The 24,215-nt window shown below is 71.0% G+C and carries 25 protein-coding genes and 1 pseudogene; 12 read left to right on the top strand and 14 right to left on the bottom strand.

The genetic code is table 11. From position 1 onward, the window contains the following. Nucleotides 1-7 precede the first annotated feature (7 nt). The 4 genes and pseudogenes from rbfA (at nt 8) to pnp (ending at nt 3,910) form a co-directional block, all read left to right on the top strand. Nucleotides 8-403: a 30S ribosome-binding factor RbfA gene (gene rbfA / locus R3F55_13435; GenBank protein ID MEZ5668414.1), complete on the top strand. Its 396-nt coding sequence runs from the start codon at nt 8-10 to the stop codon at nt 401-403. Between the two features lie 4 nt (nt 404-407). Continuing rightward, on the top strand, nt 408-1,376 hold the full coding sequence (truB, locus tag R3F55_13430; protein MEZ5668413.1) for a tRNA pseudouridine(55) synthase TruB: 969 nt from the start codon (nt 408-410) through the stop codon (nt 1,374-1,376). Nucleotides 1,377-1,393: 17 nt separating this feature from the next. Next, on the top strand, nt 1,394-1,663 hold the full coding sequence (gene rpsO / locus R3F55_13425) for a 30S ribosomal protein S15 (protein MEZ5668412.1): 270 nt from the start codon (nt 1,394-1,396) through the stop codon (nt 1,661-1,663). Between the two features lie 156 nt (nt 1,664-1,819). Then, nucleotides 1,820-3,910 (top strand): annotated as a pseudogene (pnp, locus tag R3F55_13420) (polyribonucleotide nucleotidyltransferase). A 448-nt stretch (nt 3,911-4,358) separates the two neighbouring features. On the opposite strand, the gene R3F55_13415 reads toward pnp, so the two are convergent. The 12 genes from R3F55_13415 to R3F55_13360 form a co-directional block, all read right to left on the bottom strand. Further along, on the bottom strand, nt 4,359-4,964 hold the full coding sequence (locus tag R3F55_13415; protein MEZ5668411.1) for a hypothetical protein: 606 nt from the start codon (nt 4,962-4,964) through the stop codon (nt 4,359-4,361). A 114-nt stretch (nt 4,965-5,078) separates the two neighbouring features. Beyond that, nucleotides 5,079-5,549, bottom strand: a complete 471-nt coding sequence (gene hisI, locus R3F55_13410) for a phosphoribosyl-AMP cyclohydrolase (GenBank protein MEZ5668410.1) — start codon at nt 5,547-5,549, stop codon at nt 5,079-5,081. Between the two features lie 19 nt (nt 5,550-5,568). Next, the gene (gene folE, locus R3F55_13405) at nt 5,569-6,174 is read right to left on the bottom strand and encodes a GTP cyclohydrolase I FolE (GenBank protein MEZ5668409.1); all 606 of its coding nucleotides are present in this window, start codon (nt 6,172-6,174) and stop codon (nt 5,569-5,571) included. Between the two features lie 255 nt (nt 6,175-6,429). Continuing rightward, complete coding sequence (locus R3F55_13400) at nt 6,430-6,912, bottom strand: F0F1 ATP synthase subunit B (protein ID MEZ5668408.1); 483 nt, start codon at nt 6,910-6,912, stop codon at nt 6,430-6,432. Nucleotides 6,913-6,937: 25 nt separating this feature from the next. Next, the gene (locus R3F55_13395; protein MEZ5668407.1) at nt 6,938-7,429 is read right to left on the bottom strand and encodes a F0F1 ATP synthase subunit B'; all 492 of its coding nucleotides are present in this window, start codon (nt 7,427-7,429) and stop codon (nt 6,938-6,940) included. An 86-nt stretch (nt 7,430-7,515) separates the two neighbouring features. Next, nucleotides 7,516-7,749: an ATP synthase subunit C family protein gene (locus tag R3F55_13390; GenBank protein MEZ5668406.1), complete on the bottom strand. Its 234-nt coding sequence runs from the start codon at nt 7,747-7,749 to the stop codon at nt 7,516-7,518. Between the two features lie 72 nt (nt 7,750-7,821). Continuing rightward, nucleotides 7,822-8,661, bottom strand: a complete 840-nt coding sequence (locus tag R3F55_13385; protein ID MEZ5668405.1) for a F0F1 ATP synthase subunit A — start codon at nt 8,659-8,661, stop codon at nt 7,822-7,824. A gap of 33 nt (nt 8,662-8,694) precedes the next feature. Next, entirely contained in the window at nt 8,695-9,063 is a 369-nt protein-coding gene (locus R3F55_13380; protein MEZ5668404.1) for an AtpZ/AtpI family protein, read from the bottom strand. A gap of 211 nt (nt 9,064-9,274) precedes the next feature. Further along, a complete protein-coding gene (locus R3F55_13375; GenBank protein MEZ5668403.1) occupies nt 9,275-12,502 on the bottom strand; it encodes a hypothetical protein in 3,228 nt (1,075 codons plus the stop codon). 2 nt (nt 12,503-12,504) lie between these two features. After that, a complete protein-coding gene (locus R3F55_13370; GenBank protein MEZ5668402.1) occupies nt 12,505-12,747 on the bottom strand; it encodes an AAA family ATPase in 243 nt (80 codons plus the stop codon). Between the two features lie 9 nt (nt 12,748-12,756). Then, a complete protein-coding gene (locus tag R3F55_13365) occupies nt 12,757-13,476 on the bottom strand; it encodes a thioredoxin domain-containing protein (GenBank protein ID MEZ5668401.1) in 720 nt (239 codons plus the stop codon). A gap of 133 nt (nt 13,477-13,609) precedes the next feature. Continuing rightward, entirely contained in the window at nt 13,610-14,107 is a 498-nt protein-coding gene (locus tag R3F55_13360) for a DciA family protein (protein ID MEZ5668400.1), read from the bottom strand. 92 nt (nt 14,108-14,199) lie between these two features. Between R3F55_13360 and R3F55_13355 the strand changes: the two genes are divergently transcribed. Then, complete coding sequence (locus tag R3F55_13355) at nt 14,200-15,273, top strand: A/G-specific adenine glycosylase (protein ID MEZ5668399.1); 1,074 nt, start codon at nt 14,200-14,202, stop codon at nt 15,271-15,273. Nucleotides 15,274-15,340: 67 nt separating this feature from the next. Further along, nucleotides 15,341-16,213, top strand: a complete 873-nt coding sequence (locus R3F55_13350; protein MEZ5668398.1) for a TIGR01459 family HAD-type hydrolase — start codon at nt 15,341-15,343, stop codon at nt 16,211-16,213. 26 nt (nt 16,214-16,239) lie between these two features. On the opposite strand, the gene R3F55_13345 is transcribed toward R3F55_13350, so the two are convergent. Continuing rightward, on the bottom strand, nt 16,240-17,622 hold the full coding sequence (locus R3F55_13345) for an adenylate/guanylate cyclase domain-containing protein (GenBank protein MEZ5668397.1): 1,383 nt from the start codon (nt 17,620-17,622) through the stop codon (nt 16,240-16,242). Between the two features lie 131 nt (nt 17,623-17,753). Here R3F55_13345 and R3F55_13340 point away from each other — a divergent pair, with 131 nt between their 5' ends. The 6 genes from R3F55_13340 to tgt all read left to right on the top strand — a co-directional run bounded on the left by R3F55_13340 (nt 17,754) and on the right by tgt (nt 23,796). Then, complete coding sequence (locus R3F55_13340) at nt 17,754-19,688, top strand: ABC transporter ATP-binding protein/permease (GenBank protein ID MEZ5668396.1); 1,935 nt, start codon at nt 17,754-17,756, stop codon at nt 19,686-19,688. Then, complete coding sequence (locus R3F55_13335) at nt 19,678-20,259, top strand: hypothetical protein (GenBank protein MEZ5668395.1); 582 nt, start codon at nt 19,678-19,680, stop codon at nt 20,257-20,259. Before R3F55_13340 ends, R3F55_13335 begins: the two co-directional genes overlap by 11 nt. A 148-nt stretch (nt 20,260-20,407) precedes the next feature. After that, on the top strand, nt 20,408-20,719 hold the full coding sequence (gene rpmB / locus R3F55_13330) for a 50S ribosomal protein L28 (protein ID MEZ5668394.1): 312 nt from the start codon (nt 20,408-20,410) through the stop codon (nt 20,717-20,719). Nucleotides 20,720-20,781: 62 nt separating this feature from the next. Then, entirely contained in the window at nt 20,782-21,585 is an 804-nt protein-coding gene (locus tag R3F55_13325; GenBank protein ID MEZ5668393.1) for a queuosine precursor transporter, read from the top strand. A gap of 98 nt (nt 21,586-21,683) precedes the next feature. After that, nucleotides 21,684-22,526 (top strand): adenylate/guanylate cyclase domain-containing protein, encoded by an 843-nt coding sequence (locus tag R3F55_13320; protein MEZ5668392.1) that lies wholly within the window; start codon nt 21,684-21,686, stop codon nt 22,524-22,526. Between the two features lie 70 nt (nt 22,527-22,596). Then, nucleotides 22,597-23,796, top strand: a complete 1,200-nt coding sequence (gene tgt / locus R3F55_13315; GenBank protein MEZ5668391.1) for a tRNA guanosine(34) transglycosylase Tgt — start codon at nt 22,597-22,599, stop codon at nt 23,794-23,796. Here tgt and R3F55_13310 read toward each other — a convergent pair. Continuing rightward, nucleotides 23,793-24,035: a hypothetical protein gene (locus tag R3F55_13310; protein MEZ5668390.1), complete on the bottom strand. Its 243-nt coding sequence runs from the start codon at nt 24,033-24,035 to the stop codon at nt 23,793-23,795. The genes tgt and R3F55_13310 overlap by 4 nt on opposite strands. Between the last annotated feature and the right edge of the window lie 180 nt (nt 24,036-24,215).

Here is a 24,215-nt window from a genome sequence, read left to right as displayed (position 1 = left end):
GCCGCCGATGAGAAAGAACCCGGCCGGCCTGCCGTCCCAGCGCCAGCTGCGGGTCGGCGAGGAAATCCGCCATGCGCTGGCCAGCATCTTCATGCGCGAGGAACTGCACGACCCGGCGTTGCAGGGCGTCTCGCTGACCATCAGCGAAGTGCGGATCAGCCCCGATCTGAAGAACGCGACCGTGTTCTTCCTGCCGCTGGGCGGCCACGACGTCGGGCCGATCGCCCAGGGACTCGGCCGGGCGGCGCCGCACCTGCGCACCTTGCTGGGCCACCACCTGCGGCTGCGTGCGCTGCCGCGGCTGCGCTTCGTGCCGGACGAAAGCTTCGACCACGCGGACTCGATCGACCGCCTGCTGCGCAGGGTGGCGCCGGCGTCCGACGACGGCGAGGCGGAGGACTGAGGGCGTGGCGCGCCGGCGCAAGGGCCAGGCGGTACATGGCTGGCTGATCGTCGACAAGGAACCCGGGGTCACCTCGACCGCGGTGGTCGGCCGGGCGCGCCGCCTGCTCGACGCCGCCAAGGCCGGCCACGGCGGCACGCTCGACCCGCTCGCCACCGGCCTGCTGCCGATCGCCTTCGGCGAGGCGACCAAGACCGTGCAGTTCGTCATGGACGGCGCCAAGACTTATCGCTTCCGCATCCGCTGGGGCGAGCGGCGCGACACCGAGGACGCCGAGGGCGCGGTGCTGGAGACCTCCGACCGGCGGCCGGACGAGGCGGCGATCCGCGCCGCCCTGCCCGGCTTCCTCGGCACGATCGCGCAGGTGCCGCCGCGCTATTCGGCGATCAAGGTCGATGGCGAGCGCGCATACGACCTGGCCCGCGCGGAAGAGGCGTTCACGCTGCATGCGCGGCCGGTCACTGTGCAGCGGCTGGAGCTGGTCGGCGTGCCGGATGCGGACACGGCGGAACTCGAGGTCGATTGCGGCAAGGGCTTCTATGTCCGCGCGCTGGCGCGCGACCTGGCGACGGCGCTGGGCTGCCTCGGGCACGTCGCCGCACTGCGCCGGTTGCGGGTCGGTCCGTTCACCGAGCGCGACGCGATTTCCCTTTCGGATATAGAGGCTTTGGGGCATAGTGCCGCGCGTCTTGAGCATGTCATGCCGGTCAAGACCGCGCTGGACGACATCCCGGCGCTGGCCGTGACCGACATGGAAGCCGAGCGGCTGCGGCGAGGCCAGGCCGTTCAAGTGCTTCGAACCGTGGATCTGAACACCATCCGGGATCTGTGCGATGGAGATTTGGTGTGTGCCCTTGCGGGCGACACGCCCATCGCCATTGCCCGCCTGGATTTCGGCCCGCAGCATACGGCCTTTGCCGCGCGTTTCGGTCCGGTGACGCAGATCCATCCGGTTCGCGTGCTGAACCTCTGACCTATGGAGTGAGCACGATGTCGATTACGGCCGAACGGAAACAGGAACTGATCGGGGAATATGCGACCAAGGAGGGCGACACCGGTTCGCCCGAGGTCCAGGTCGCGATCCTAAGCGAGCGTATCCGCAACCTCACCGATCACCTGGGCAATCACAAGAAGGACCATCACTCGAGGCGCGGGCTGCTGATCATGGTCGGACAGCGCCGTCGCCTGCTGGACTACCTCAAGCGCAAGGACGAGGGGCGGTACCGCCAGCTCATCGAGCGCCTGGGGCTGCGGCGCTAGGAATGGACACGCCGCCGGCCGGGCCGATGCGCGATCGGCGGCACTTCCCCCTGGCTGGAACGATCGGCGGACGGCATCGCCCGAAGGGCGGGCATGCCGGGCCGCCGCTTTTGATGCGGAAGAGGGCCGGAGTGCCCGGATGAAGTGGAATATCTGATGTTTGACGTGGTTCGTAAGGAAATCACCTGGGGCGGGCGCCCCCTGATCCTGGAGACCGGGCACATCGCCCGCCAGGCCGACGGCGCCGTGCTCGTCACCTATGGCGAGACCATGGTGCTGTGCACCGCGGTGGCCGCCAAGAAGCCGAAGCCCGGTCAGGGCTTTTTCCCGCTGACCGTGAACTACCAGGAAAAGACGTTCGCCGCCGGCAAGATTCCCGGCGGCTTTTTCAAGCGCGAAGGACGGCCCAGCGAGAAGGAAACGCTGGTCTCGCGGCTGATCGACCGACCGATCCGCCCTTTGTTCGCCAAGGGTTTCCTCAATGAGACCCAGATCGTGGCCACCGTGCTGGCGCACGATCTCGAGAACGATCCCGACATCGCCTCGATGATCGGCGCGTCGGCGGCCCTGACCATCTCCGGCGTGCCGTTCATGGGCCCGATCGGCGCTGCGCGTATCGGCAATGTCGACGGCAGGCTGGTGCTGAACCCGACGATGACGCAGTTGCAGTCGTCGGACCTCGACCTGGTCGTGGCCGGCACCCAGCAGGGCGTGCTGATGGTCGAATCCGAGGCCAAGGAGTTGACCGAGGACCGGATGCTCGAGGCGGTGACCATGGGCCATCGCGAGATGCAGGCGGTGATCGACCTGATCATCGAGCTGGCCGAGGACAGCGCCAAGGAGCCCTGGCCGGCGCCGCAGGAGACCGATGAGGCCAAGGCGCTGGCCGCGCGCGTGCGCGAAGCGGCCGAGGCCGGCGTGCGCGAGGCCTACAAGGAGCCGCAGAAGACCGCCCGCCTCGACAAGCTCGACGCGGTCCGCAGCAAGGTGAAGGAAGAGCTGGCCGGCGACGACCCGGCGGTCGGCGAAGCGGTGTCCGGCGCCTTCAAGGAGCTGGAGAGCGACGTGGTCCGCAATGCGATCCTGGACACCGGGATGCGCATCGATGGCCGCGACACCAAGACGGTGCGCCCGATCATGAGCGAGGTCGGCATCCTGCCTCGCGCGCACGGCTCGGCCCTGTTCACCCGCGGCGAAACCCAGGCGCTGGTCGTCGCCACCCTGGGCACCACCCAGGACGAGCAGATCATCGACGCGCTGGCCGGCGAATACCGCGAGCGCTTCATGCTGCACTACAACTTCCCGCCCTACTCGGTGGGCGAGGCGGGCCGGATGGGCTCGCCGGGCCGGCGCGAGATCGGCCACGGCAAGCTGGCCTGGCGCGCGCTGCACCCGCTGATGCCGGACCGCGACGCCTTCCCCTACACGCTGCGCGTGGTGTCCGAGATCACCGAGTCCAACGGGTCGTCGTCGATGGCGACCGTGTGCGGCACCTCGCTGGCGCTGATGGACGCCGGCGTGCCGCTGGCGCGGCCGGTCGCCGGCATCGCCATGGGCCTGATCAAGGAAGACGAGCGGTTTGCCGTGCTGTCGGACATCCTCGGCGACGAGGACCATCTCGGCGACATGGACTTCAAGGTTGCCGGCACGTCCGAGGGCGTGACCTCGCTGCAGATGGACATCAAGATCACCTCGATCACCGAGGAGATCATGCGGATCGCCCTGGCCCAGGCCCGCGACGGCCGCCTGCACATCCTCGGCGAGATGGCCAAGGCGCTCAGCGACGCCCGCCAGGAGGTGTCGCAGTTCGCACCGCGGATCACGGTGATCAACATCCCGAAGGACAAGATCCGCGAGGTGATCGGCACCGGCGGCAAGGTGATCCGCGAGATCACCGAGACCACCGGCGCCAAAATCGACATCGAGGACGACGGCACGATCAACGTCTCCGCCGTCGATGCGGCTGTGATCCAGCGCGCGATCGACTGGATCCAGGGCATCGTGGCCGAGCCGGAGGTCAACAAGATCTATGACGGCAAGGTGGTGAAGACGACCGACTTCGGCGCCTTCGTCAACTTCATCGGCAACCGCGACGGCCTGGTCCACATCTCGGAGCTGACCGAGGGCCGGGTCGAGCGGACCACCGACGTGGTCAAGGAAGGCGACGCGGTCAAGGTGATGGTGCTGGGCTTCGACGACCGCGGCAAGGTGCGGCTGTCGATGCGCTGCGTCGACCAGGCGACCGGCGAGGCGCTGCAAGTGGCCGAGCGGCCCAGACGCGAGGGCGGCGGTGGCGGTGGCGGCCGCGACCGTGACCGCGGCGACCGCGGCGGGGATCGCGGCGGCTTCCGCGGCGACCGCGACCGTGATCGGGGTCCGCGTCGCGAGGGCGGCGGCGATCGCGACTTCGCCCCGCGCGGCGGCGATGCGGCCGACGTCGACTTCGCCGGTGGCGGCGGCCGCGACCGCGACCGCGGCCGCCGGCGCGAGCGGGATCGCGATCATGCGCGCCGTAGCCACGACGACGATTGAGTCGATCGAACGGTTCGGAATATGCAACGGCGGCCCTCGGGCCGCCGTTTTCATGACCGGGTGCCCGGTCTGCATGGAGCGAACGCCCTGCGGTCAGCGACGTGTCGATCCTCTGCGGGGCAGAGCCCCTACGGCTGCAGGGATCTGGCGTGCGGCAGGCGGATCACATGGCGTGGCCGCCGGAATCGCCGCCGCCGGCCGCGCCTTCGCCGTTGTTGCCCTCGTTCCCGGTCGCGGTGGTCGTCGTCGTACATGCCCCGTTGCTGCCAAAGGTACAACGTGCGCGCCTTACATACTCGTCGAACTCGGCCGTCGCGATCTGCCGGCGGCCGTAAAGCACGTCGACCACGCTGGCGGGACATTCGGCAATCTGCGGGCAGGTGCGCGTGACCAGATGCTCCAGCATGCTCTCCATCAAGCCGGCGTTGGTCCCGCTTTCGCGATCCAGCCTGTTGATATACGCGAAGGCGTTGTCCTCGCCGTTGATCATGCGCAGAGCCTGGCCTGCCGCCGGCGTGGCCCAATAGGTCTTGAGGTCATAGGCCATGTCGGTCCAGACCAGGATCTCGGTGATCGTCCGAAGCCAGGCGATCCGGTCGTTGGCCTTGGCATCCAGGCTGGCAATGGCTGCCTCGACATCGTAGTCGTCGAAGGCGGCGTTGGCGACCACGATCCTGTTGTCGGAGCCGTCGGTGTAGCACCCGCCGAGCAGGGCGAGACCGAGGGCGGAGGCCGCGACCGCGGCGGACCTTGGCGAAAGTCGAAACATTGCTCTCTCTCCCTGATCGGCAATGACGCTTGGCCGCACAGGAGAGCACGAATTCGAAAAAGGGACGTAAACAGGGCTTTTCGGCCAATGGGCCGGGCGGGCCGGTTCGGGTCGCTACAGCTTCGTCGGATTGGGCGCGTCGCCGTAGACCGCAACCGGATCGAAGGTCTTGGCGTGCTCCTCGAACCGCAGCGTCACCGCGCCGCCCGCCGGCACGTCGGCCCCGGTAGGCACCGAGCGATAGAAGCAGGAGCGGTAGCCGACGTGGCAACTGGCGTCGCCCTCGATGCGCACGCGCAGCCAGATCGCATCCTGGTCGTCGTCGATCCGCATCTCCACCACGTGCTGCACCAGCCCGCTGGTGGCGCCCTTGCGCCACAGCACCTGTCGCGAACGGCTGAAATAGTGCGCCTCGCCGGTCTCGATCGTCTTCTGCAGCGCCTCGGCGTTCATGTAGCCCAGCATCAGCAGCTCGCCGGAAGCATGATCGGTGGTGACGCAGGGCAGCAGGCCGTCGGCGTCGAACCTGGGCGCCAGCTCGTTGCCTTCCTCGACCTGCTCGACGCTGATGCGGCGGGCGAACATCGATCCGGAATGCGCCGATTCAGCGCCGGCCATCGCCGCGCACCAGCGTCATGAAACGCTGCTCCTGGCGCGGCTCGTCGGCGAAACGGCCGGTGAACCGCGTGGTGTAGGTCTGGGTGTCGGCCTGCTGGACGCCGCGGCTGGCCATGCAGTGATGGGTCGCCTCGACCAGCACCGCCACGCCGGCCGGACGCAGCGCCGTGTCGATCGCGCCGGCGATCTGGGCCGTCAGCTTCTCCTGCGTCTGCAGCCGCCGCGCGAACATCTCCACCACCCGCGCCAGCTTGGACAGGCCGACGACGCGGCCGACCGGCAGGTAGCCGATGTGGGCACGGCCAACAATGGGCACGATGTGGTGCTCGCAATGGGATACGAAGGCGATGTCGCGCAGGACGACCATGTCGTCATAGCCCTCGACCTCCTCGAAGGTCCGGCCCAGCACATCGGCCGGGTCTTCGCCATAGCCGGCAAAGAACTCCTGGTAGGCGCGCACCATGCGGGACGGCGTGTCGAGCAGGCCCTCGCGCGCCGGGTCGTCGCCGGCCCACTGGATCAGCGTGCGGACCGCAGCCTCGGCCTCCGCGCGGGTCGGACGGCGCAGCGTGGCCTCGGGCTCGGCAACCATGCCCAGCCGGTCCTTGACCTCGCTCACCAGGGTATCCATCCGTCGCGTTTCCGTCATGTCCTCGCCCGTCTCCACGCTGCCTCGGGGTTACCTGCCAGGGGCATCGCCGAACGATATAGACGGCAAATGCGGCAAGCCAAACCTAATCGCCCGCCGCCGGCCGCGATATTCAATTGATCTTCACGAAAAGTTACGGCTGGCGTCAGGTCCGGGGCGGGCCGGGCGCGCGCCGGACCCCTGTCGATGCGCGCCCCGTCAGTGCAGGTGCTTGGGCAGGTCCTTGATCGCGCCGTCGACCAGGGCGTCGCCCGGTGCACCGTCCAGCTGCTTGGCCAGGATCTGCCGGCTGGCGGCGATCACCATCTGGGCCGCCTGTGCCCTGATCTCGGTCTGGGCGTTGGCCTCGGCCTGTGCGATCCGGTCCAGTGCCAGCTGCTCGCGCCGGCTCAGCGTCTCTTCCAGCTTCGACCGGCTGTCGACGATCAGCGCCTCGGCATCGGTGCGGGCCTGGGCGATGATCGCCTCGCTCTCCTTGATCGCATCGCGCTGGCGGCGCTGGTAGTCGGCCAGCATGTGCTGGGCCTCCTCGCGCAGCTTCTCGGCCGCGTCGAGTTCGGCCCGCACCGCCTCGGCGCGGTCGTCGAGCGTCTTCATCATCGACCGGCCGCCCTTCCAGACGATCAAGATCACCGTCACCACGAATGCGATGGCGACCCATGTCTCCGGATTCTCGAGCATGCTGCGCTCTCCCTCTCGCCGGTGGTCAGCCGGCCGACGCCTGGGCCGCGGCCACGGCGTCCTCGACCTGCTTGGCGGTCGGCTTCTTGCCGCTGATCTGGCCGACCACGTCGGCGGTGACCTCCGCGATCGCCTCGCCGACCGTCGCCCGCGCCGCTGCCGTCGCCTCGGCGATCCGCTGCTCCGCCTCGTTGAGGCGGCGGGCGATGTCGGCCGCCTGCTCCTGCTCGCGGCGCGCGGCCTCGGCCGAGATGGCTTCGTGCGCCGCCTTCAGCGTCTCGTGCGCCTGGGCACGGGCCTGGGACAGCGCCTGCTCATAGGCCGCCAGCACGGTTTCCGCCTCGGCCCGCGCCGCCTCCGCCCGCTCCAGATTGCCGGAGATGGTGCGCTGCCGCAGCTCGAGCAGCGAGGTCATCCGCGGCAGGATCAGCTTGGCCACGATCCAGTAGAAGATCGCGAACAGCACGATCAGCCAGAAGATCTGGCTCGGGAAGGTGGTGGTATCGACTTGTGGCACTGTAGCGGGCTCCGGTCCGGCTCAGACGGACAGCAGTCGGGGCGCGGCCATCCGGCGGCATCGGGCCGCCGGCATCCGCAGCGGCATCAGACGAACAGCGCGATCATGCCGATGATCAGCGCGAACAGCGCGATCGCCTCGGTCGTCGCGAAGCCGATCCAGATCGTCGCGCCGATGTCGTCCTTCGACGCCGGGTTGCGCGACAGCGACGAGATGTAGCTGGCCCACACGGTACCGACGCCGATACCGGAGCCGATCATGCCGATGGCGGCCAGGCCCGCACCGACGAAGCGCAGGCCTTCAACGATATTGCCTTCCATGCCAGAGGTCCTTTCGTAGGTCTTGAAACGTGTTCGTTGACGGATGGGTGAAACGGCTGCCCGCCGCGGCGCCTAGTGCAGGTGCAGCGCGTCGTGCAGGTAGATGCAGGTCAGGATCGCGAACACATAGGCCTGGATCACCGCGACCAGCAGCTCCAGCACCGTCACCGCGACCAGCAGCGCGAACGGAATGATGCCGGGAACCACGAACATCGAGGCGCCGATGCCGATCACGAAACCGGCGATGACCTTCAGCAGCACGTGGCCGACGGTCATGTTGGCGAACAGTCGGACCGACAGGCTGACCGGCCGCGACAGGTAGGAGATCAGCTCGATCGGGATCAGCACCACCGCGGTCGCCGGCGGCGCGCCCTCGGGGAAGAACAGCCTGCCGAAGCCGAGGCCGTGCCGGACGATTCCGATCACCGTCACCGCGACGAAGATTATCGCCGCCATGGTGAAGGTCACGACGATATGGCTGGTATAGGTGAAGCTGTAGGGGATCAGCCCCAGCAGGTTGCCGAACAGCACGAACATGAACAGCGTGAAAATGAAGGGGAAATATTTGCGCCCCTCGCTGCCGACATTGTCGCGCACCATGTTGGCGGTGATGCCGTACAGCATCTCGGCCAGGGCCTGCAGGCGCGTCGGCACCAGCCGCTGCGCGCGGGTGGCGTAGAAGAACAGCAGCGTCACCACCGCGATCGCGATCGCCATCCACAGCGACGAGTTGGTGAACGAAACGTCCAGTCCGCCCAGGTTCACCTCGAACAGCGGCTTGATGGTGAACTGTTCGAGCGGCGAATGGCTCTCGGCATGCGCCGCGGCTTCGTCGACCACGGTGTGCACCGCGTCGGCGCCGCCGACCGCCTCTTCCAGCTGCTCGGTCGTCTGTTCGGTCTCGTGTTCCATCGCCTACCCGTCAAGCGGCCCGCGCCGGGCCGGTCAATCCCTGGTCCGCCCCGCCTTGCGGTCCGCCGCCTCTCGCTCCGCCGCCTCCCGCGCCTCCTTCGCACGCTTCTCCATGCGCTTGGCGATGCGGTAGACGTTCATGAAGGCGGCCCCCGAACCGAGGATGAAGAAAACGATCAGAAGCCAGGGGCTGGTGCCGAGCCAACGGTCGAGCACGATGCCGATCGCGACACCGACGCCCAAGCCCGCGACCAGTTCGACCGCGATGCGCATGCCGGCGCCCATGCCGGACATGCCTGCGCGCCGGACGTGATCGCCGCTCCGCTCTTCCTCGCTGGTCTTGAGCGCGCTGATGCGCTTTTCCAGCTCGGAGAGCCGATCGTGATCGTCCTGGCGCGCCATCCTCGATCGACGCTCGACGGGCAGCCGCCCCGTGGGCCCCCTCGTCCCGACCGCGCCCCGGCAAGACGGCCGGAAACCCGTTCGGGCGGGCGGACATTACGGTGGGGTCCCTGGGATGTCAAGGTAACGAAACCGGCCCGGCGCACCGCCGGAATCACGCCGGATTCTGTGGTTTTCCGAGCCCCGCCGGCGGCCGCGGCGGCTTGCGCGATTATGCCGCGCGCATGCGTTCGGCGGCGCCGAGGTCGACCGAGACCAGCTGGCTGACGCCGCGCTCCGGCATCGTCACGCCGTAGAGCCGGTCCATCCTGGCCATGGTCAGCCGGTGGTGGGTGACCAGCAGGAAGCGGGTGTCGAGCGTGCGCACCATCTCGTCGAGCAGGCGGCAGAAGCGGTCGACGTTGGCGTCGTCCAGCGGCGCGTCGACCTCGTCGAGCACGCAGATCGGCGCCGGGTTGGTGCGGAACACCGCGAAGATCAGGGCGAGCGCGGTCAGCGTCCGCTCGCCGCCCGACAGCAGCGACAGCGATTGCAGCTGCTTGCCCGGCGGGCAGGCCATGATCTCCAGGCCTGCCTCGAGCGGATCGTCGGAGCCGGACAGTTCCAGATAGGCGCGGCCGCCGCCGAACAGCTGGTGGAACAGCGACTGGAAGTGCGCATTGACCTTCTCGAAGGCCGCCGTCAGCCGCATGCGGCCCTCGCGGTTCAGCGCGCCGATGCCCTGGCGCAGCCGGGCGATGGCCTGGACCAGGTCGTCGCGCTCGGTCGCCAGCCCGGCGATGCGGGCCTCGAGCTCTTCCGCCTCCTCGATGGCGCGCAGGTTGACCGGGCCCATCCCGTCGCGTTCGCGGACCAGCTTGACCAGGCGGTCGTCCAGCCGGGCGAGCAGGTCGGGAGAGTCGAGCGCCACGTCGTCGGGGTCGAGATCGGCACGCGCCGGCAACTCGTGGGCGGCGCATTCCATGCGTTCGGCAATCCGCTGGCCGGCCTCGGTCAGCCCGGCGTCGGCGGCCTCCAGCGTCGCCTCGTGGCGGACGCGGCGCTCGCGCGCCTCGGCCAGCGCCGCATCGGCGGTCCGGGCGGCCTCGTCCGCGGCCCGTGCCGCCGCCTCGGCCTCGGCCAGACGATCGCCGGCCTCGCGCCGCGCCGCTTCGGCGCCGCGGCGGGTCTCGGCCAGGCCGGCCCGCTTCTCGGCGATGCGCTGCGGCACCTCGCCCAGGGTGCGCAGCGTGGCGGTGCTGTCGTCGCGCCGCGCGGTCAGATCGGCGCGCCGGCCGTCGGTATTGTCGACCCGCCCGCGCCACTCGGCCCGCTCGCCGTCGATGGTCGCCAGGCGCCGGCTCCGCGACTCCGCCTCGCGCACCGCCTGCTCGCGGCGGGCGCGGGCATCGATCAGACCGGCACGGCGCTCCGCCACCTCGGCGCGCAGACGGTCGCGCCGCTGCCGCCGCCGGGCTGATTCCTCCTCGCCGATCCGGCTGCCGTCGAGCGCCTGCCGGCGTCCGCGCGCCTCGGCCAATTGCTCTTCCGCCTCGGCCGCGGCGGTGGCCAGGCCGGCAAGCCGTGCCTCGGCCTCCACCGCGCGGCGCTCGGCCTGGCCGAGCCGCAACTGGGCTTCGTTGACCGTGCGGTCGCACTGACTCAATGCGCGGCGGGCGATCTGGTCGGCGCTGTCGGCCGCGGTCAGCGCGCCGGCCGCCGCGGCGAGCGCGGCCTCGGCCGCTTCCAGCGCACCGGCGCCCTCGGCCAGCTTCGCCTCGACCGCGTCGAGCTGGTTGCGCTGCTCCAGCCGGATCGCCGCGGCGGTCGGCGCACCGGCGGCGGCCTGGAACCCGTCCCAGCGCCACATCCGGCCGTCGCGGGCGACAAGCCGCTGGCCGGGCGCCAGCGCCGCGGCCAGCGCGGCCGCGTCGGCATCGTCCGCGACCACGCCGATCTGCGACAGCCGCAGCTTCAGCGCCGCGGGTGCGCGGGCGATGTCGCTCATCGGCTGGCAACCGCCCGGCAGCGGGCGCAGCCCGTCCGGCGATGCGACCTCGCGCCAGTGCAGCGGCGCCTCGGTCTCGACCGAGCCCTGCAGGTCGTCGCCGAGGGCGGCGGCCAGGGCGGTCTCGAACCCGCGCTTCACCTTGATCGCGTCGAGCACCGGCGGCCAGCGGCTGTCGCCGCCGGCGTCCAGCATCCGGCGCAGGGTGGCCGCCTCGGCATCCAATCCGGCCCGCTCGGTGCGCAGGCGCTGGGCTGTCTCCTGGGCCGCGGCGTGGTCGCGCCGCGCCGCGCCGTGCGCCGCCTCGGCGGCATCGGCCCGCTCGCGCGCCTCGGTGCGGGCGGCCTCGGCCCGGGCGACGCCCTCCGCGGCCGCGCCGCGGTCGTCGGCCTCCGCCATCTTGCGGCGCAGCGCGTCCGCCTCGCCCTGCAGCTCGCCGATCCGTCTCTGCAGCCGCGCGACGCTCGCGTCGAGCTGCTCGGCCTCGCGCCGTGCGGCCGCATCCGCCGCCTCGTCGCCGGCCAGCGCCTCGGTGACCGCGGCCAATCCAGCCTCGTCGTCGGCCAGCGCGGCGGACAGGCTGTCGATCTGCATCGCCAGCGCGGCGAGCGCCTCGGCCTCGCCGTCCTGTGCCGCGCGCAGCGCCGCCTGCTCCTGCGCCAGCCGCGCCAGGGCGGCGTCGGCGTCGGCGCGCAGCGCGGTCTCGCGCTCCAGATCGCGGTCGATCTGCTCCAGCTGGCGCTGGACATTGCCGACCGCGTCGCGGTTGCGGCGCTCTTCCTCGTCGATCTGGCCGGCGGCCAGGTCGAGCCGCTGCACGGCGGCCGCGGCCTCGGCATCGCGGCGGCGCAGGTCGGGCAGCGCCTCGGCGGCGCGGGTGCGGACGACGCCGGCCAGCGCCGCTGCCTCGGCCTTCTCGGCCACCACCGCCTCGGCTGCCCGCAGCGCGTCGGCGGCCGCCTTGCGCGCGGCGGTCGCGCGGCGCCACTTCAGGTACAGCACCCCGGCCTCGGCCTTGCGGATGTGGTCGGAGATGTTGCGATAACGGGTCGCCTGCCGCGCCTGCCGCTTCAGGCTCTTCAGCTGTTCGTCCAGTGCGGCCATCACGTCGTCCAGCCGCTCCAGGTTGGACTCGGCCGCCCGCAGCCGCAGCTCGGCCTCGTGCCGGCGGGCGTGCAGCCCGGTGATGCCGGCGGCCTCTTCCAGCACCGCGCGGCGCTGCGTCGGCTTGGCGTTGATCAGGTTGGCGACCTGGCCCTGGCCGACCATCGCCGCGGAATGGGCGCCGGTGGAGGAATCGGCGAACAGCACCTGCACGTCGCGGGCCCGCGCCTCGCGGCCGTTGACCTTGTAGGCCGAGCCCTGGCCGCGGGCGATGCGGCGGGCGATCTCGATCTCGGCATGATCGTTGAACGCAGGCGGCGCGCTGCGGTCGGCGTTGTCCAGCAGCACCGTCACCTCGGCGTGGTTGCGCGCGGCCGGCCGGCGGCGCCGACGAAGATGACGTCCTCCATCTCGCCGCCACGCACCTGCCGAGCCGAGCTTTCGCCCATCACCCAGCGCAGCGCCTCGACCAGGTTCGACTTGCCGCAGCCGTTGGGGCCGACGATGCCGGTCAGCCCCGGCGCGATCACCACGTCGGTGGGCTCGACGAACGACTTGAAACCGGCAATGCGCAGGCGGGTGAACTGGACCACGTCTCGACGCTACTCCGCAGGCGTCGCCGCGGCGACCGCCTCGGCGAAGGTGTCGAAATCCTGCGCGCCGCGGATCTCCTCGCCACCGACGAAGAAGGTCGGGGTCGAGCCCACGTCCAGCTCGGACTGCGCGCGCAGGCGGGTGGACAGGATGGTGTTGCCGATCGACTCGTCGGCGACGCAAGCGGTCAGCGTCGCCTGCGGCACCCCGGCCAGCATCGCCGTCTGCAGCACCGACTGCAGCGGGTTGCTCGAGGTCGCCCACTGCGGCTGGGTGGAATAGAGCACGGCGATGAAGGTGTAGTACTGCGCCTCGGGCACGCAGTCGGCGACCGTGGCGGCCTGGAACGCGACCTGGTCCAGCGGGAAGTGCCGGATCACCAGGTTGGCCTTGCCGGTGTCGATCAGCTCCGCCTCGATCCGCGGCAGCGTCTCGTTGTGGAAGGCGGCGCAGTGCGGGCAGGTCAGCGACGAGAACTCGAAGATGGTGACCGGGGCGTCGCGGTCGCCCAGCACCCGGTCGGTCGGCTGCAGCTCCAGCAGACTGGGCGCCGGCTGGTCGGCATCGGCCTCGGTCGTATCCGCATCGGCCGGCTGCGCTTCGGTGACGGTCGCCTCGGTTGTCGACCCTTCGTCGGCCGGCTCCGCCGCATCGTCCTGGGCGAAGGCCGGCATCAGCGCCAGGGCAATGGCGGCGCCGGCCACCCACGAGATATGATATGTCGTCATCCAGGAACCCCTATATGTTGATCAGGATAGCGCCGGGGCAGCGGCGCTGGCAAGGGTGCAGAGCGGCGGCGGCCGCCGCAACCATGACAGCATGCCGGCGTCAATTGGGCCAATTAAAGGCGCGTGAGCGCGGTCAATCGCCCGCCGCGGTCCGCCCGGCGAAGTGGCGGTTGAGCCGTGCCAGCGCGAGTTTCAGCGGGCTTTCGTCCATCGCTGCGACCGCGGCCGGCATCGCCGCCGCGGCCGGCGGCGCCGGCATGCGTCGTCGTGCGGCCCGTACCGGCGGGCCCGCCGTCGTCAGCGTCAGCCGGCCGATCGCGGCATGGCCGAACCAGCCGTTGATCCGTTCGATCAGTCGCGGCGCCTCGTGCTGGATGGCCACGGCCAGGCCGGGCGCGACCGCCAGCTGCAGGACGCCGGCATCGCTGCGGCCACGCGGGAAGCTCAGCTTCAGCGGCGCGGTGTGGGCCGCGAAATAGGGACCGACCACCTGCGCCCAGTCGACCAGCAGCTCCGCCCGGGTCAGGCCGCGCTTCTTCAGCGCCGGCGCCGCGACCCGCGCCACCAGCCGGCCGATCGGGCGGGCGCGGCCGCCGCGGCGATCCCCGGTGTCGTGCGGTTGGTTCGGCAAGGCTTTCCGGTGCTCCACGATGGCGGTTGCGCGCGCGGCGACACTAGCGCAACCGGCTTGACCGCGCAGCCGCGAATCGCCATGCCGGCGTGATGAGCGATCGCGAGCCCGCGCTGCCCGACGCCCCGGCCAGGCTGGCCGCGGCCCTGCTCGACTGGTACGACGCACACGGCCGCGACCTGCCCTGGCGCGCCCCGGCCTGGCGCCAGCCCGATCCCTATCGCGTCTGGCTCAGCGAGATCATGCTGCAGCAGACCACCGTGGCGGCGGTGAAGCCCTATTTCGAGGCGTTCCTGGACCGCTGGCCGACGGTCGAGGCGCTCGCCGACGCGCCGTCGGAGGCGGTGATGGCGGCCTGGGCCGGGCTCGGCTACTACGCCCGCGCGCGCAATCTGCACGCCTGCGCCAAGGCCGTCGCCGCCGCGCATGGCGGCGTCTTTCCCGACAGCGAGGACGGTCTGCGGGCGCTGCCAGGCGTCGGCACCTATACCGCCGCCGCCATCGCGGCGATCGCTTTCGACCGGCCGGCGGCGGTGGTCGACGGCAATGTCGAGCGGGTGATCGCGCGGCTGGTCGACCTCGACCGGCCGCTGCCTGGCGCCAAGCGCACGGTGGCGCGGCTGGTGGCGGCGATGGTGCCCGCCGGCCGGCCGGGCGATTTCGCGCAGGCGACCATGGATCTCGGCGCGACCGTCTGCACGCCGCGCGCGCCGGCCTGCGGCCTGTGCCCGTGGATGCGGGCCTGCCGGGCCAGAGCCGCCGGCACCGTCGGCGACCGGCCGGTGAAGGCGGCGAGGAAGGCGAGGCCGCAGCGGCACGGCGTCGCCTTCTGGCTGGTGCGCGACGGCCATGTACTGCTGGTCCGCCGGCCGGCCCGCGGCTCGGCGGCATGCTCGGCCTGCCCGGCACCGAGTGGCGGACGCGGCCGTGGCCGGCGGCGGAGGCGATGCGGGCCGCGCCGGCTCCTGGCGGACTGGCAGCCGCTCGGCGCCGGCGTCCGCCACGGCTTCACCCACTTCGAGCTGACGCTGGCCCTGTGGTCCGGCACGGCCTCCGCCGACGCGGCGATCGCGCCGGGCGACTGGGTCCCGCTGGACCGGGTGCTGGACGCCGGCCTGCCGTCGGTGATGGCGAAGGCGGCGCGGCTGGCGCTGTCGGGCGCTTGACCTGCGGCGCCGGCTGGCGCATGCAGCGGGCCGGACCTCGCATCCCGCATCGTTCCCGGAGCGCCTCATGCAGCTTGTTGCCGGCCTGGCCGACATCGCCGACCGATTCGACGGCTATGTCATCGACCTGTGGGGCGTGATCCACGACGGCGCCCGGCCCTTCCCGGGCGCGGTCGACGCGCTGCAGCGGCTGATCGGGTCGGACCGCAGGGTCTGCCTGCTGTCTAACGCGCCGCGCCGCTCCGACCACCTGGTCGAGCGGCTGCGCGAGATGGGTGTGCCCGACGGCGCCTACAATCACCTGCTGTCGTCCGGCGAGGCGACCTGGCGCGCGTTGCGCGAGCGGCCGGACGACGCCCACAGGGCACTCGGCCAGCGCTGCTTCATGATCGGCCCGGACTACAATGCCGGCATCATGCCCGACGGCGACGGCGTCACCGTGGTCGACAGCCTGGAGGACGCCGACTTCGCGGTAGTCACCGCCTGGGGCGGCACCGGCGCCAGCCTCGAAAGCTATCTGGGCCTGCTGGAGCGGATGGCGATCCGCGGCATGGTCATGGTCTGCGGCAACCCGGACCTGGAGGTGATCCAGAACGGCGAGCGCCATTTCTGCGCCGGCGCGCTGGGCGCGCTGTACGAACGCATGGACGGCACCGTGCTCTATCACGGCAAGCCGCACCGCGGCGTCTACGACGCTGCGCTGGAGCTGCTCGGCGTGGCCGACCGCAGCCGTGTCGCCGGCATCGGCGACAGCTTCACCACCGACATTCCCGGCGCGCGCGGCGCCGGCATCGCGCCGGTGCTGGTCGCCGACGGCATCCATGGCGAGGCGCTGGGCCTCGACGACGGCGGGCCGGTCGCGCTCGACCGCGTGCAGGCGCTGGCCGACGTCCACCATGTCGCGCCCGACTGGGTGATGCGCCGCTTCGTCTGGAACTGAGACCCGGCCGTTCGCTGCGCCGGCAGCTATTCCGCGGCTGCGCCGGCCAGGGCCTCGCGGCGCGGGCGCTGCCAGATCGCGATCGGCTCGGTGCGGCCGCGCAGGCTGATGCGGTCGCCGGGCACGAAGCCCTCGGTCAGCGCGGGATCGACGCCCTGGGCGCGCGCCGCCGCCATCAGCTCCTCGCTGACCACGATCTCGGCATGGCGCTGGCGGGTCAGCGATTCGAGACGGCTGGCGACGTTGACCGTGTCGCCGATGACGGCGAACTCCAGCCGCTGCTCGCCGCCGATGTCGCCCATCACCACCGGGCCGTAGTGCACGCCGACGCCGACGCTGACCGGCGGCGCGCCGGCGTCGATCAGCTGCCGGTTCCATTCGTGCACCGCCTCCTGGATCGCCACGGCGCAGGTCAGGGCGTTGGCGGCGTCGCGCGGGCCGGCCCGCGGCGTGCCGAAGGTCGCCATCACCGCGTCGCCGATATACTTGTCCAGCGTGCCGTCGTGGCGGAACACGGCCGCATCCATGCGGCGGTGGAAGGCGCGCAGAAAACGCATGGTCGCGGCGGCGCCCATGCCCTCGCAGCGCTTGGTGAAGCCGACGATGTCGACGAACAGCACCGCGGCGTCGTGCTCGGCGATCTCGCTGAGGTTGTGGCTGTCGCGGGCCAGCTCCTCCACCAGGGCCGGCGCGAAATAGCGCGCCAGGTTCAGCCGCGCCCGCTCCGAGCGCAGCCGCTCGATCATCAGCCGGCGCGCGCGCCAGGCCGAGCCGGCCAGCACGCCGGTCACCACCAGGATCACCAGCGTTTCCTCGATGTGGCGGCCGAGGTTGACGAAATTCGGCTGGTAGACGAAGGACAGGTCGGCCCAATTCTCGATCGCCGGATCGACGAACACCTGGGCGAAGGCGTCGTCGTTGACCGCCAGCACCAGCAGCGCCGTGCCGATCCATGCCGCCGCCGCGATCACGCCGGCCCAGATCACCAGCCACGGCGCCAGGGTCAGCGCGGTCGAGGCCAGGAACACGAACAGATAGACCATCGGCGTGAAGCGCAGCATGTCCGTCATCGGGATTTCCATCGCCGCGAACGGATTGGGCGTCATCAGCACGACCACGCACATGATCGCCTCGATGCCGGCATAGCCATAGGCGATCCAGTCGCGGAACCAGGCCCGGCGGCTGATCGCGATCAGGCTCAGGGCCATCGCCGAGAAGACGGCGATGGTACCCAGGAACCAGAACGCCTCCGGGAACGGGTTCTCGGCCGCCAGCCACAGCGCGATGACGCCGTAGGCCAGCAGCTTGGCGCGGCACCACAGCCGCACCCCGTCGCGTTCGGCCGCGCGCAGCAGGGCCCGGCCGCCCTTATAGCCGGCGGCGGGGTCTTCAGGCTGAAAGACGCTCATCGCCGCCACCCGGTCCGCGCCTGCCGGCGCGGATCCGGCCGGTCGCCTGTGATGCCCGCACTGGCCGTTTTCCCCGTGACCGTCATATGAAGGCTAGAATAGGGACGCCGCATGCGCCGACCAAGGAGTTCATGCCAGGGAATGTGCCGTTGAACCCGCCCTCCCCGCCGCCGCTGGGCGGCCCCGCCGGAACCCCGCCGAAACGCTCGCACTGGGCCACACTGCGCACGCTGGCCCCGTTCCTGTGGCCCGGCCCCGCGGTCGAGGGCGCGCGCGGCATGCGGCTGCGCGTGATGGCGGCGCTGGCCTGCCTGGTCGCCGCCAAGCTGCTGACCGTCTACACGCCGATCCTGCTGGCCGGCGCGGTCGACGCGCTGACGTCGATGGAGGAGACGCGGGCGGAGGACGCCGCCGGGCTCGACGCCGGCACGGTCGCCGCCGCGATCCCGCTGGCGCTGAGCATCGGCTACGGGCTGGCGCGGCTGGGCTCGATCCTGTTCGGCGAGCTGCGCGGCGCGATCTTCGCCCGCGTCACCCTGCGCGCCATGCGCACCGTCGCGTTGCGCACCTTCGGCCATCTGCACGCGCTGTCGCTGCGTTTCCACCTGGAACGGCGCACCGGCGGGCTGAGCCGGGTGATCGAGCGCGGCACCAACGGCATCGAGTTCCTGCTCGACTTCATGCTGTTCAACGTGCTGCCGACGCTGCTGGAGATCGTGCTGGTCTGCGCGATCCTGTGGGCACTGTTCGATTTCTGGTTCGCCGCGGTCACCTTCGTCTCGGTTTCCGGTTACATCGCGTTCACGCTGGTGGTCACCGAGCGCCGCCTGAAGCACCGGCGCGAGATGAACGACCGCGACACCGAGGCCAACACCAAGGCGGTCGACAGCCTGCTGAACTTCGAGACGGTGAAGTATTTCGGCGCCGAGGCGCACGAGGCGGCGCGCTACGACGTGGCGATGCGCGGCTACGAGGAAGCCGCGGTTCGGGCGAAGGTGTCGCTCGCCTTCCTCAACGTCGGCCAGGCCGCGATCATCGCCGGCGGGCTGACTCTGATCATGGTGATGGCCGCCAACGGGGCCGCGGCGGGGACCATGACGGTCGGCGACTTCGTGATGGTCAACACCTACCTCTTGCAGCTGTACATGCCGCTGAACTTCCTCGGCTTCGTCTATCGCGAGATCAAGCGCTCGCTGGTCGACATGGAAGACATGTTCGCGCTGCTGCGGACCAATGCGGAGGTGGCCGACCGGCCCGGCGCCGTGCCGCTGGCAGTGGCGGGCGGTGCCATCGCCTTCGACCATGTCTCGTTCGGATACGACCCGCGCCGGCCGATCCTGAAGGACCTGTCGTTCGCCGCCGCGCCCGGCACGATGGTGGCGATCGTCGGGGCCAGCGGCGCCGGCAAGTCGACCATCGGCCGGCTGCTGTTCCGCTTCTACGACGTCGACGACGGCGCCATCCGCGTCGACGGACAGGACATCCGCGACGTCACCCAGGAATCGCTGCGCGCCGCGCTGGGGGTGGTGCCGCAGGACACGGTGATGTTCAACGACACCATCCACTACAACATCCAGTATGGCCGGCCTTCGGCCAGCGAGGCCGAGATCGAAAATGCGGCGCGGATGGCGCGCATTCACGAATTCATAACTACGTTGCCCGACGGTTACGCCACGACGGTGGGAGAGCGCGGTTTGAAGCTTTCGGGCGGCGAGAAGCAGCGGGTGGCGATCGCACGGGCGATCCTGAAGGATCCGCCGATCATGCTGTTCGACGAGGCGACCTCGGCGCTGGATTCCACCACCGAGAAGGCGATCCAGGCCAGCCTGGCCGCGGTCGCCGCCAACCGCACCACGCTGGTGATCGCCCATCGCCTGTCCACCGTGGTCAACGCCGACGAGATCATCGTCATGGACGACGGCCAGGTCGTCGAGCGCGGGCGCCACGCCACGCTGCTCGCCCGCGGCGGCGTCTATGCGGCGATGTGGGCGAAACAGCAGTCGGGTGAGGACGGGGCCGCCCCGCCCGCCCGCGAAAATGCCGAGGAGCCGGCCGATGCCGTCTGACCAGAACAAGCCCACCCATTCCGGCGCCGGGTCGCGCAAGCCGCGCGGCCGCGCGGTCCTGCTGGCCCACGCCATGGCACAGCGCGAGAACCGGCTATTCGCCGAGCGCCGGGCCGCGCCGGACCGTTCCGGCGAGGATGCGGAGCACGAAGCCGCCGCCGACCGGCGCGCTGCCCCGGGCCCTGTGCGGCAGCCGCGGCGCGACGCCGCCGAACGACCGGCACCGAGCGGGCTCGACGCCATGATCGCGAAGGCGCTGGGGCCGGACGCCCGCGGCCATGTCAAGGGCGGCGCGTTCGACCGCGAGTCGGCGCTGACCGACCTGATCGCGCGGACGCAGAGCCGGCTTGCCGCCGGCACCGCCGCCGAATCGCGCCGCCCGGCGCCAACGGCTGCGCCGGAGCCGGCGATGCCGCCGGCCGGCCGCGAGCGCGAGGCGATGATCGCGGCGGCGATGCGGATGCATCGCAGCCAGCAGACCGTGTTCGACGGCCTCAGCCTGCGCGACCGGGCGCGGCTGCGCGCCACGGCCGAGGCCCTGCTCGACCGGAAGGCGGTTGGCGCGAAATAGGCCGGCGCCGCGGGTCGCGGCCCGCCGCAGCGCCCTTGACCTCGCCGGACGGCGCCCGTATAAGGCCCGCTCTTTCCGCGCGGTATCGTGTTGGATCACGCCGCCCGTTTGTCGGTCGGCCGCAATTCTCGTGTTTGGAGCGTTCGCCATGGCGCGCAAGTGCATCATCACCGGCAAGGGCGTGCAGTCCGGCAACAACGTCAGCCACGCCAACAACAAGACCCGGCGGCGGTTCCTGCCGAACCTGCAGCAGGCCAGCCTGATGTCGGAGACGCTGGGCGAGAGCGTGCGGATCCGGCTGTCGACCCGCGCGATCCGTACGGTCGAACACCGCGGCGGGCTCGACGCCTATCTGCTCGGCACCGCGCCGACCCGGCTGCCGGCCGACCTGCGCAAGCTGCGCAAGCGGGTCGAGGAAGCCAAGGCCGCCGGCGCCGACGTGAAGTTGGCCGGGGCCTGACCCGAGCCGGCCGGGCAGGCGGGCACGCCCCGCTGCCCTGAGGCCACCGCAAAGCCATCGACATGGACGCGATCGATCCGTCGCACTGGGTCGCCGCGCTGAATGCGCTGCCGCCGGAGGTGATCTGGATCGCGCAGCTGCTGGCATGCTTCGGCGGAATCCTGCTGTTCCTGCGGCTGTTCGGGCCGGCCGGGCTGTGCGTGTTCATGCTGCTGGCCGTGATCGGCGCCAACATCCAGGTGCTCAAGGTCGTCGACTTCGCCGTGATGCCGGACCCGGTGGCGCTGGGCACCGTGCTGTTCGCCTCGTCCTATCTGTGCACCGACATCCTGGCGGAATATTACGGCCGGCACTGGGCGCACCGGGCGGTATGGATCGGCTTCTTCGGACTGCTGTTCTTCATCCTGTTCATGTTCTTCGGCATGGGCTTCGCGCCCTTGACGCCCGAGGTGGCGGCGGCGACCGGCAACGAATGGGCGCTGGGCATGCAGGACCACCTGGCCGCGGTGTTCACACCGGCGCCGGTGTTCTTCATCGCCGGCATGGCCGCCTATCTGACCAGCCAGTTCCACGACGTGTGGATGTACCGCCTGATCCGGCGGCTGACCGGCGGGCGCATGCTGTACCTGCGCAACAACGTGTCGACCATCCTGTCCGCCCTGATCGACAACACGGTATTCTCGCTGCTGGCCTGGATCGTGCTGCCGGCCGAGCCGCTGCCGCTGGACACGGTGATCTGGACCTACATTTTCGGCACCTGGGTGCTGCGGGTGGCGGTGGCGCTGCTGGACACGCCGTTCATCTATGCCGCGCGCTGGTGCCTGCCGCCGGCCGACCGGGTGGCGGTGCGCGAAGGCGACCTGTGACGCCCGCCACCGACAGGTGGCGAAGTCGCGGCGCAGGGTCCATATTGGACAAGGTACGGCCGTATCAGAAGCCGGGCACGACAAGGGGAATTGGGGCGATGGCGCTGGCGGCGCGATTGCACGACGACGAGGCCGAGCAGGGTTTCGAGCGCCGGCTGGCCGCGATCGTCAGTCTCGATGTGGCCGGTTACAGCCGGCTGATGGCCCTGGACGAGGCCGACACCCTGAAGGCGCTGGACTGGACCCGCGCGCTGATCGAGCAGACGGCCGGCCGCCACGGCGGCCGGCTGGTCAACAGTGCCGGCGACGGCTTCCTGGTCGAATGCGGCAGCGCGGTCGCGGCGGTGCTGTGCGCCAGCGAGATCCAGGACGGCATGCAGGTGGTCAACCGCGAGCGCCGGGCCGACCGGCAGATGTGCCTGCGCGTCGGCATCAACATCGGCGACGTCATCCTGCGCGACGGCGACCTGTTCGGCGACGGCGTCAACATCGCGGCCCGGGTGCAGGCGCTGGCCGAGCCGGGCGGCATCTGCATCACCGCGGCGGTGCACGAGCAGATCGTGCACAAGCTGGACGTGGACTGCACCGACGATGGCCTGCACCAGGTCAAGAACATCGCGACACCGGTGCGCGTCTACCACCTGCGGCCGTCGACCGCGCGCGCCTTCTGGCGGCGCAAGCCGTGGGGCGGGCAGAGACCGGGCCGCGGCGGGCGCGGCGGTGCGCTGAGCCCGCACCCGCGGCTGAAAGTGCTGGCGATGGGGCTGATCCTGGGCCTGTTCGGCGGCCACCGCTTCACCGTCGGCCGGCGTGCGACCGGCGCGCTGCAGCTGGTCACGCTTGGCGGGCTGGCGCTGTGGTGGCTCTACGACATGGTCGAACTGGTCAGCGGCGATTTCACCGACGGCGAGGGCCGCCGCGTCGGCCAGTGGCTGGCCTGAGACCGACGGAACCGATCCGCTGACCGCCGCGACCGACTTCTCCTTCACCGTCACCGCGCGTGCGACCGGGCTGGACGGCTGGCCCGGCCGGGCGCGGCGCGGCCGGCTGGCGACCCCGCACGGCGTCATCGAGACGCCGGCGTTCATCTTCTGCGCCACCAAGGCGGCGATGAAGGCGGCGACCGTCGACCAGGTCAAGGCCGCCGGCAGCCAGATCATCCTGTCGAACACCTATCACCTGATGCTGCAGCCGGGCGCGGAGCTGGTCGCCCGGATGGGCGGGCTGCACCGCTTCACCGGCTGGGACGGGCCGATGCTGACCGACAGCGGCGGCTATCAGGTGTTCGCCATGGGCCACGGCTCGGTGGCGCAGGAGATCAAGGGCAACCGCCAGGCACCGCGCGACAGGAGCCTGCTGAAGATTACCGAGGAGGGGGCGGTGTTCCGCTCCTATATCGACGGCGCCGTCATCGCGCTGACGCCGGAGCGCTCGATCGAGATCCAGCACAGGCTCGGCGCCGACCTGATCGTGGTGTTCGACGAGTGCACCGCCTATCACGACGACCGCGACTACACCGCGCGCTCGATGCAGCTCAGCCACCGCTGGGCCGACCGCTGCATCGCCGCGTTCGACCGCCTCGGCGGGCCGGCGACGCAGCGGCTATACGGCGTGATCCAGGGCGGCATCTACGACGACCTGCGCCGCGAGGCGGTCGAGTTCGCCCTGTCGCGCGACCTGTTCGGCATCGCCGTCGGCGGGTGCCTGGGCGGCACCAAGGCGGAGATGACCGAAGTGGTCGGCCATGCCATGCGCGGGCTTGCCGACAGCGCGCGGCCGGTGCACCTGCTCGGCATCGGCGGCGTCGCCGACATCTGGCAGGGCATCGCCCGTGGGGTCGATACCTTCGACTGCGTCGCGCCCACCCGGGTGGCGCGCCACGGCGCAGCGCTGATCCGCCCGGCGCGGGCGGAGGCCGAGGGACTGAGGCCGGGCCAGGGCCACCTCAACCTGCGCAACGCCCGCTATCGCGACGACCCGCAGCCGTTGGACGCGGAGAGCGACTGCCCGATCTCGCAGCGCTACAGCCGCGCCTATATCCATCATCTGCTGAAGGCCGACGAGATCCTGGCGCAGACCCTGCTCACGGCGCACAACATCGCCTACATGAACCGCCTGATGCGCGACGTGCGCGGGGCGATCGAGCATGATCGGGTGGCGGAAGAGGCCGCGCGCTGGCTCGGCGTGCCAATGGACGCGGCAGCCGCCTAGCTGAACAGCGTGCCGACGGCCTTGAGCAGGGCGGAGGCGCCGCTGGCATCCTCGGCCAGCGCGATGTAGGTGGCCAGGGCGGCGATCAGGCCGGACAGCAGCAGCGCCTTGCCGGCGCCGCCGCGTTCCTCCAGCGCGATGCCATCCTCGCGCATGCGGCGCTGGATGCGCTCCAGGTCGGCGCTGCTGCGGATGCGGGCGCCGTCGCGCCGAGAACCGTAGTCGGAGTAGCTGGCCATCCTTACCTCTCCTTCTCTTCCCGCGGGACAGGTGGGGGCCGAATCCGGCGCAATCTGGGCGGGCCGTGAGCGCGATCACAGCCGCGCGGCGACACCGGCGGCAGGACCCCGACCACTGCCGCGAACGCGGGGCCGAACGCCGCGCTGCGCGGAAGCCGATCGGCGGCTATGCTGGGGGCC

The sequence above is a fragment of the Alphaproteobacteria bacterium genome, assembly GCA_041396705.1.
In the GTDB taxonomy this organism is placed as follows: Bacteria; Pseudomonadota; Alphaproteobacteria; order CALKHQ01; family CALKHQ01; genus CALKHQ01.
This window is presented reverse-complemented; position numbering and strand designations above follow the sequence as displayed.

What these genes read in the sequence shown, in the direction of transcription:
- rbfA (MEZ5668414.1), top strand. Translation starts at nt 8, where the DNA reads ATGAGAAAGAACCCGGCCGGCCTGCCGTCCCAGCGCCAGCTGCGGGTC.
- rpsO (MEZ5668412.1), top strand. Translation starts at nt 1,394, where the DNA reads ATGTCGATTACGGCCGAACGGAAACAGGAACTGATCGGGGAATATGCG.
- R3F55_13415 (MEZ5668411.1), bottom strand. Translation starts at nt 4,964, where the DNA reads ATGTTTCGACTTTCGCCAAGGTCCGCCGCGGTCGCGGCCTCCGCCCTC.
- hisI (MEZ5668410.1), bottom strand. Translation starts at nt 5,549, where the DNA reads ATGTTCGCCCGCCGCATCAGCGTCGAGCAGGTCGAGGAAGGCAACGAG.
- folE (MEZ5668409.1), bottom strand. Translation starts at nt 6,174, where the DNA reads ATGGTTGCCGAGCCCGAGGCCACGCTGCGCCGTCCGACCCGCGCGGAG.
- R3F55_13400 (MEZ5668408.1), bottom strand. Translation starts at nt 6,912, where the DNA reads ATGCTCGAGAATCCGGAGACATGGGTCGCCATCGCATTCGTGGTGACG.
- R3F55_13390 (MEZ5668406.1), bottom strand. Translation starts at nt 7,749, where the DNA reads ATGGAAGGCAATATCGTTGAAGGCCTGCGCTTCGTCGGTGCGGGCCTG.
- R3F55_13385 (MEZ5668405.1), bottom strand. Translation starts at nt 8,661, where the DNA reads ATGGAACACGAGACCGAACAGACGACCGAGCAGCTGGAAGAGGCGGTC.
- R3F55_13380 (MEZ5668404.1), bottom strand. Translation starts at nt 9,063, where the DNA reads ATGGCGCGCCAGGACGATCACGATCGGCTCTCCGAGCTGGAAAAGCGC.
- R3F55_13365 (MEZ5668401.1), bottom strand. Translation starts at nt 13,476, where the DNA reads ATGACGACATATCATATCTCGTGGGTGGCCGGCGCCGCCATTGCCCTG.
- R3F55_13355 (MEZ5668399.1), top strand. Translation starts at nt 14,200, where the DNA reads ATGAGCGATCGCGAGCCCGCGCTGCCCGACGCCCCGGCCAGGCTGGCC.
- R3F55_13350 (MEZ5668398.1), top strand. Translation starts at nt 15,341, where the DNA reads ATGCAGCTTGTTGCCGGCCTGGCCGACATCGCCGACCGATTCGACGGC.
- R3F55_13345 (MEZ5668397.1), bottom strand. Translation starts at nt 17,622, where the DNA reads ATGAGCGTCTTTCAGCCTGAAGACCCCGCCGCCGGCTATAAGGGCGGC.
- R3F55_13340 (MEZ5668396.1), top strand. Translation starts at nt 17,754, where the DNA reads ATGCCAGGGAATGTGCCGTTGAACCCGCCCTCCCCGCCGCCGCTGGGC.
- R3F55_13335 (MEZ5668395.1), top strand. Translation starts at nt 19,678, where the DNA reads ATGCCGTCTGACCAGAACAAGCCCACCCATTCCGGCGCCGGGTCGCGC.
- rpmB (MEZ5668394.1), top strand. Translation starts at nt 20,408, where the DNA reads ATGGCGCGCAAGTGCATCATCACCGGCAAGGGCGTGCAGTCCGGCAAC.
- R3F55_13325 (MEZ5668393.1), top strand. Translation starts at nt 20,782, where the DNA reads ATGGACGCGATCGATCCGTCGCACTGGGTCGCCGCGCTGAATGCGCTG.
- R3F55_13320 (MEZ5668392.1), top strand. Translation starts at nt 21,684, where the DNA reads ATGGCGCTGGCGGCGCGATTGCACGACGACGAGGCCGAGCAGGGTTTC.
- R3F55_13310 (MEZ5668390.1), bottom strand. Translation starts at nt 24,035, where the DNA reads ATGGCCAGCTACTCCGACTACGGTTCTCGGCGCGACGGCGCCCGCATC.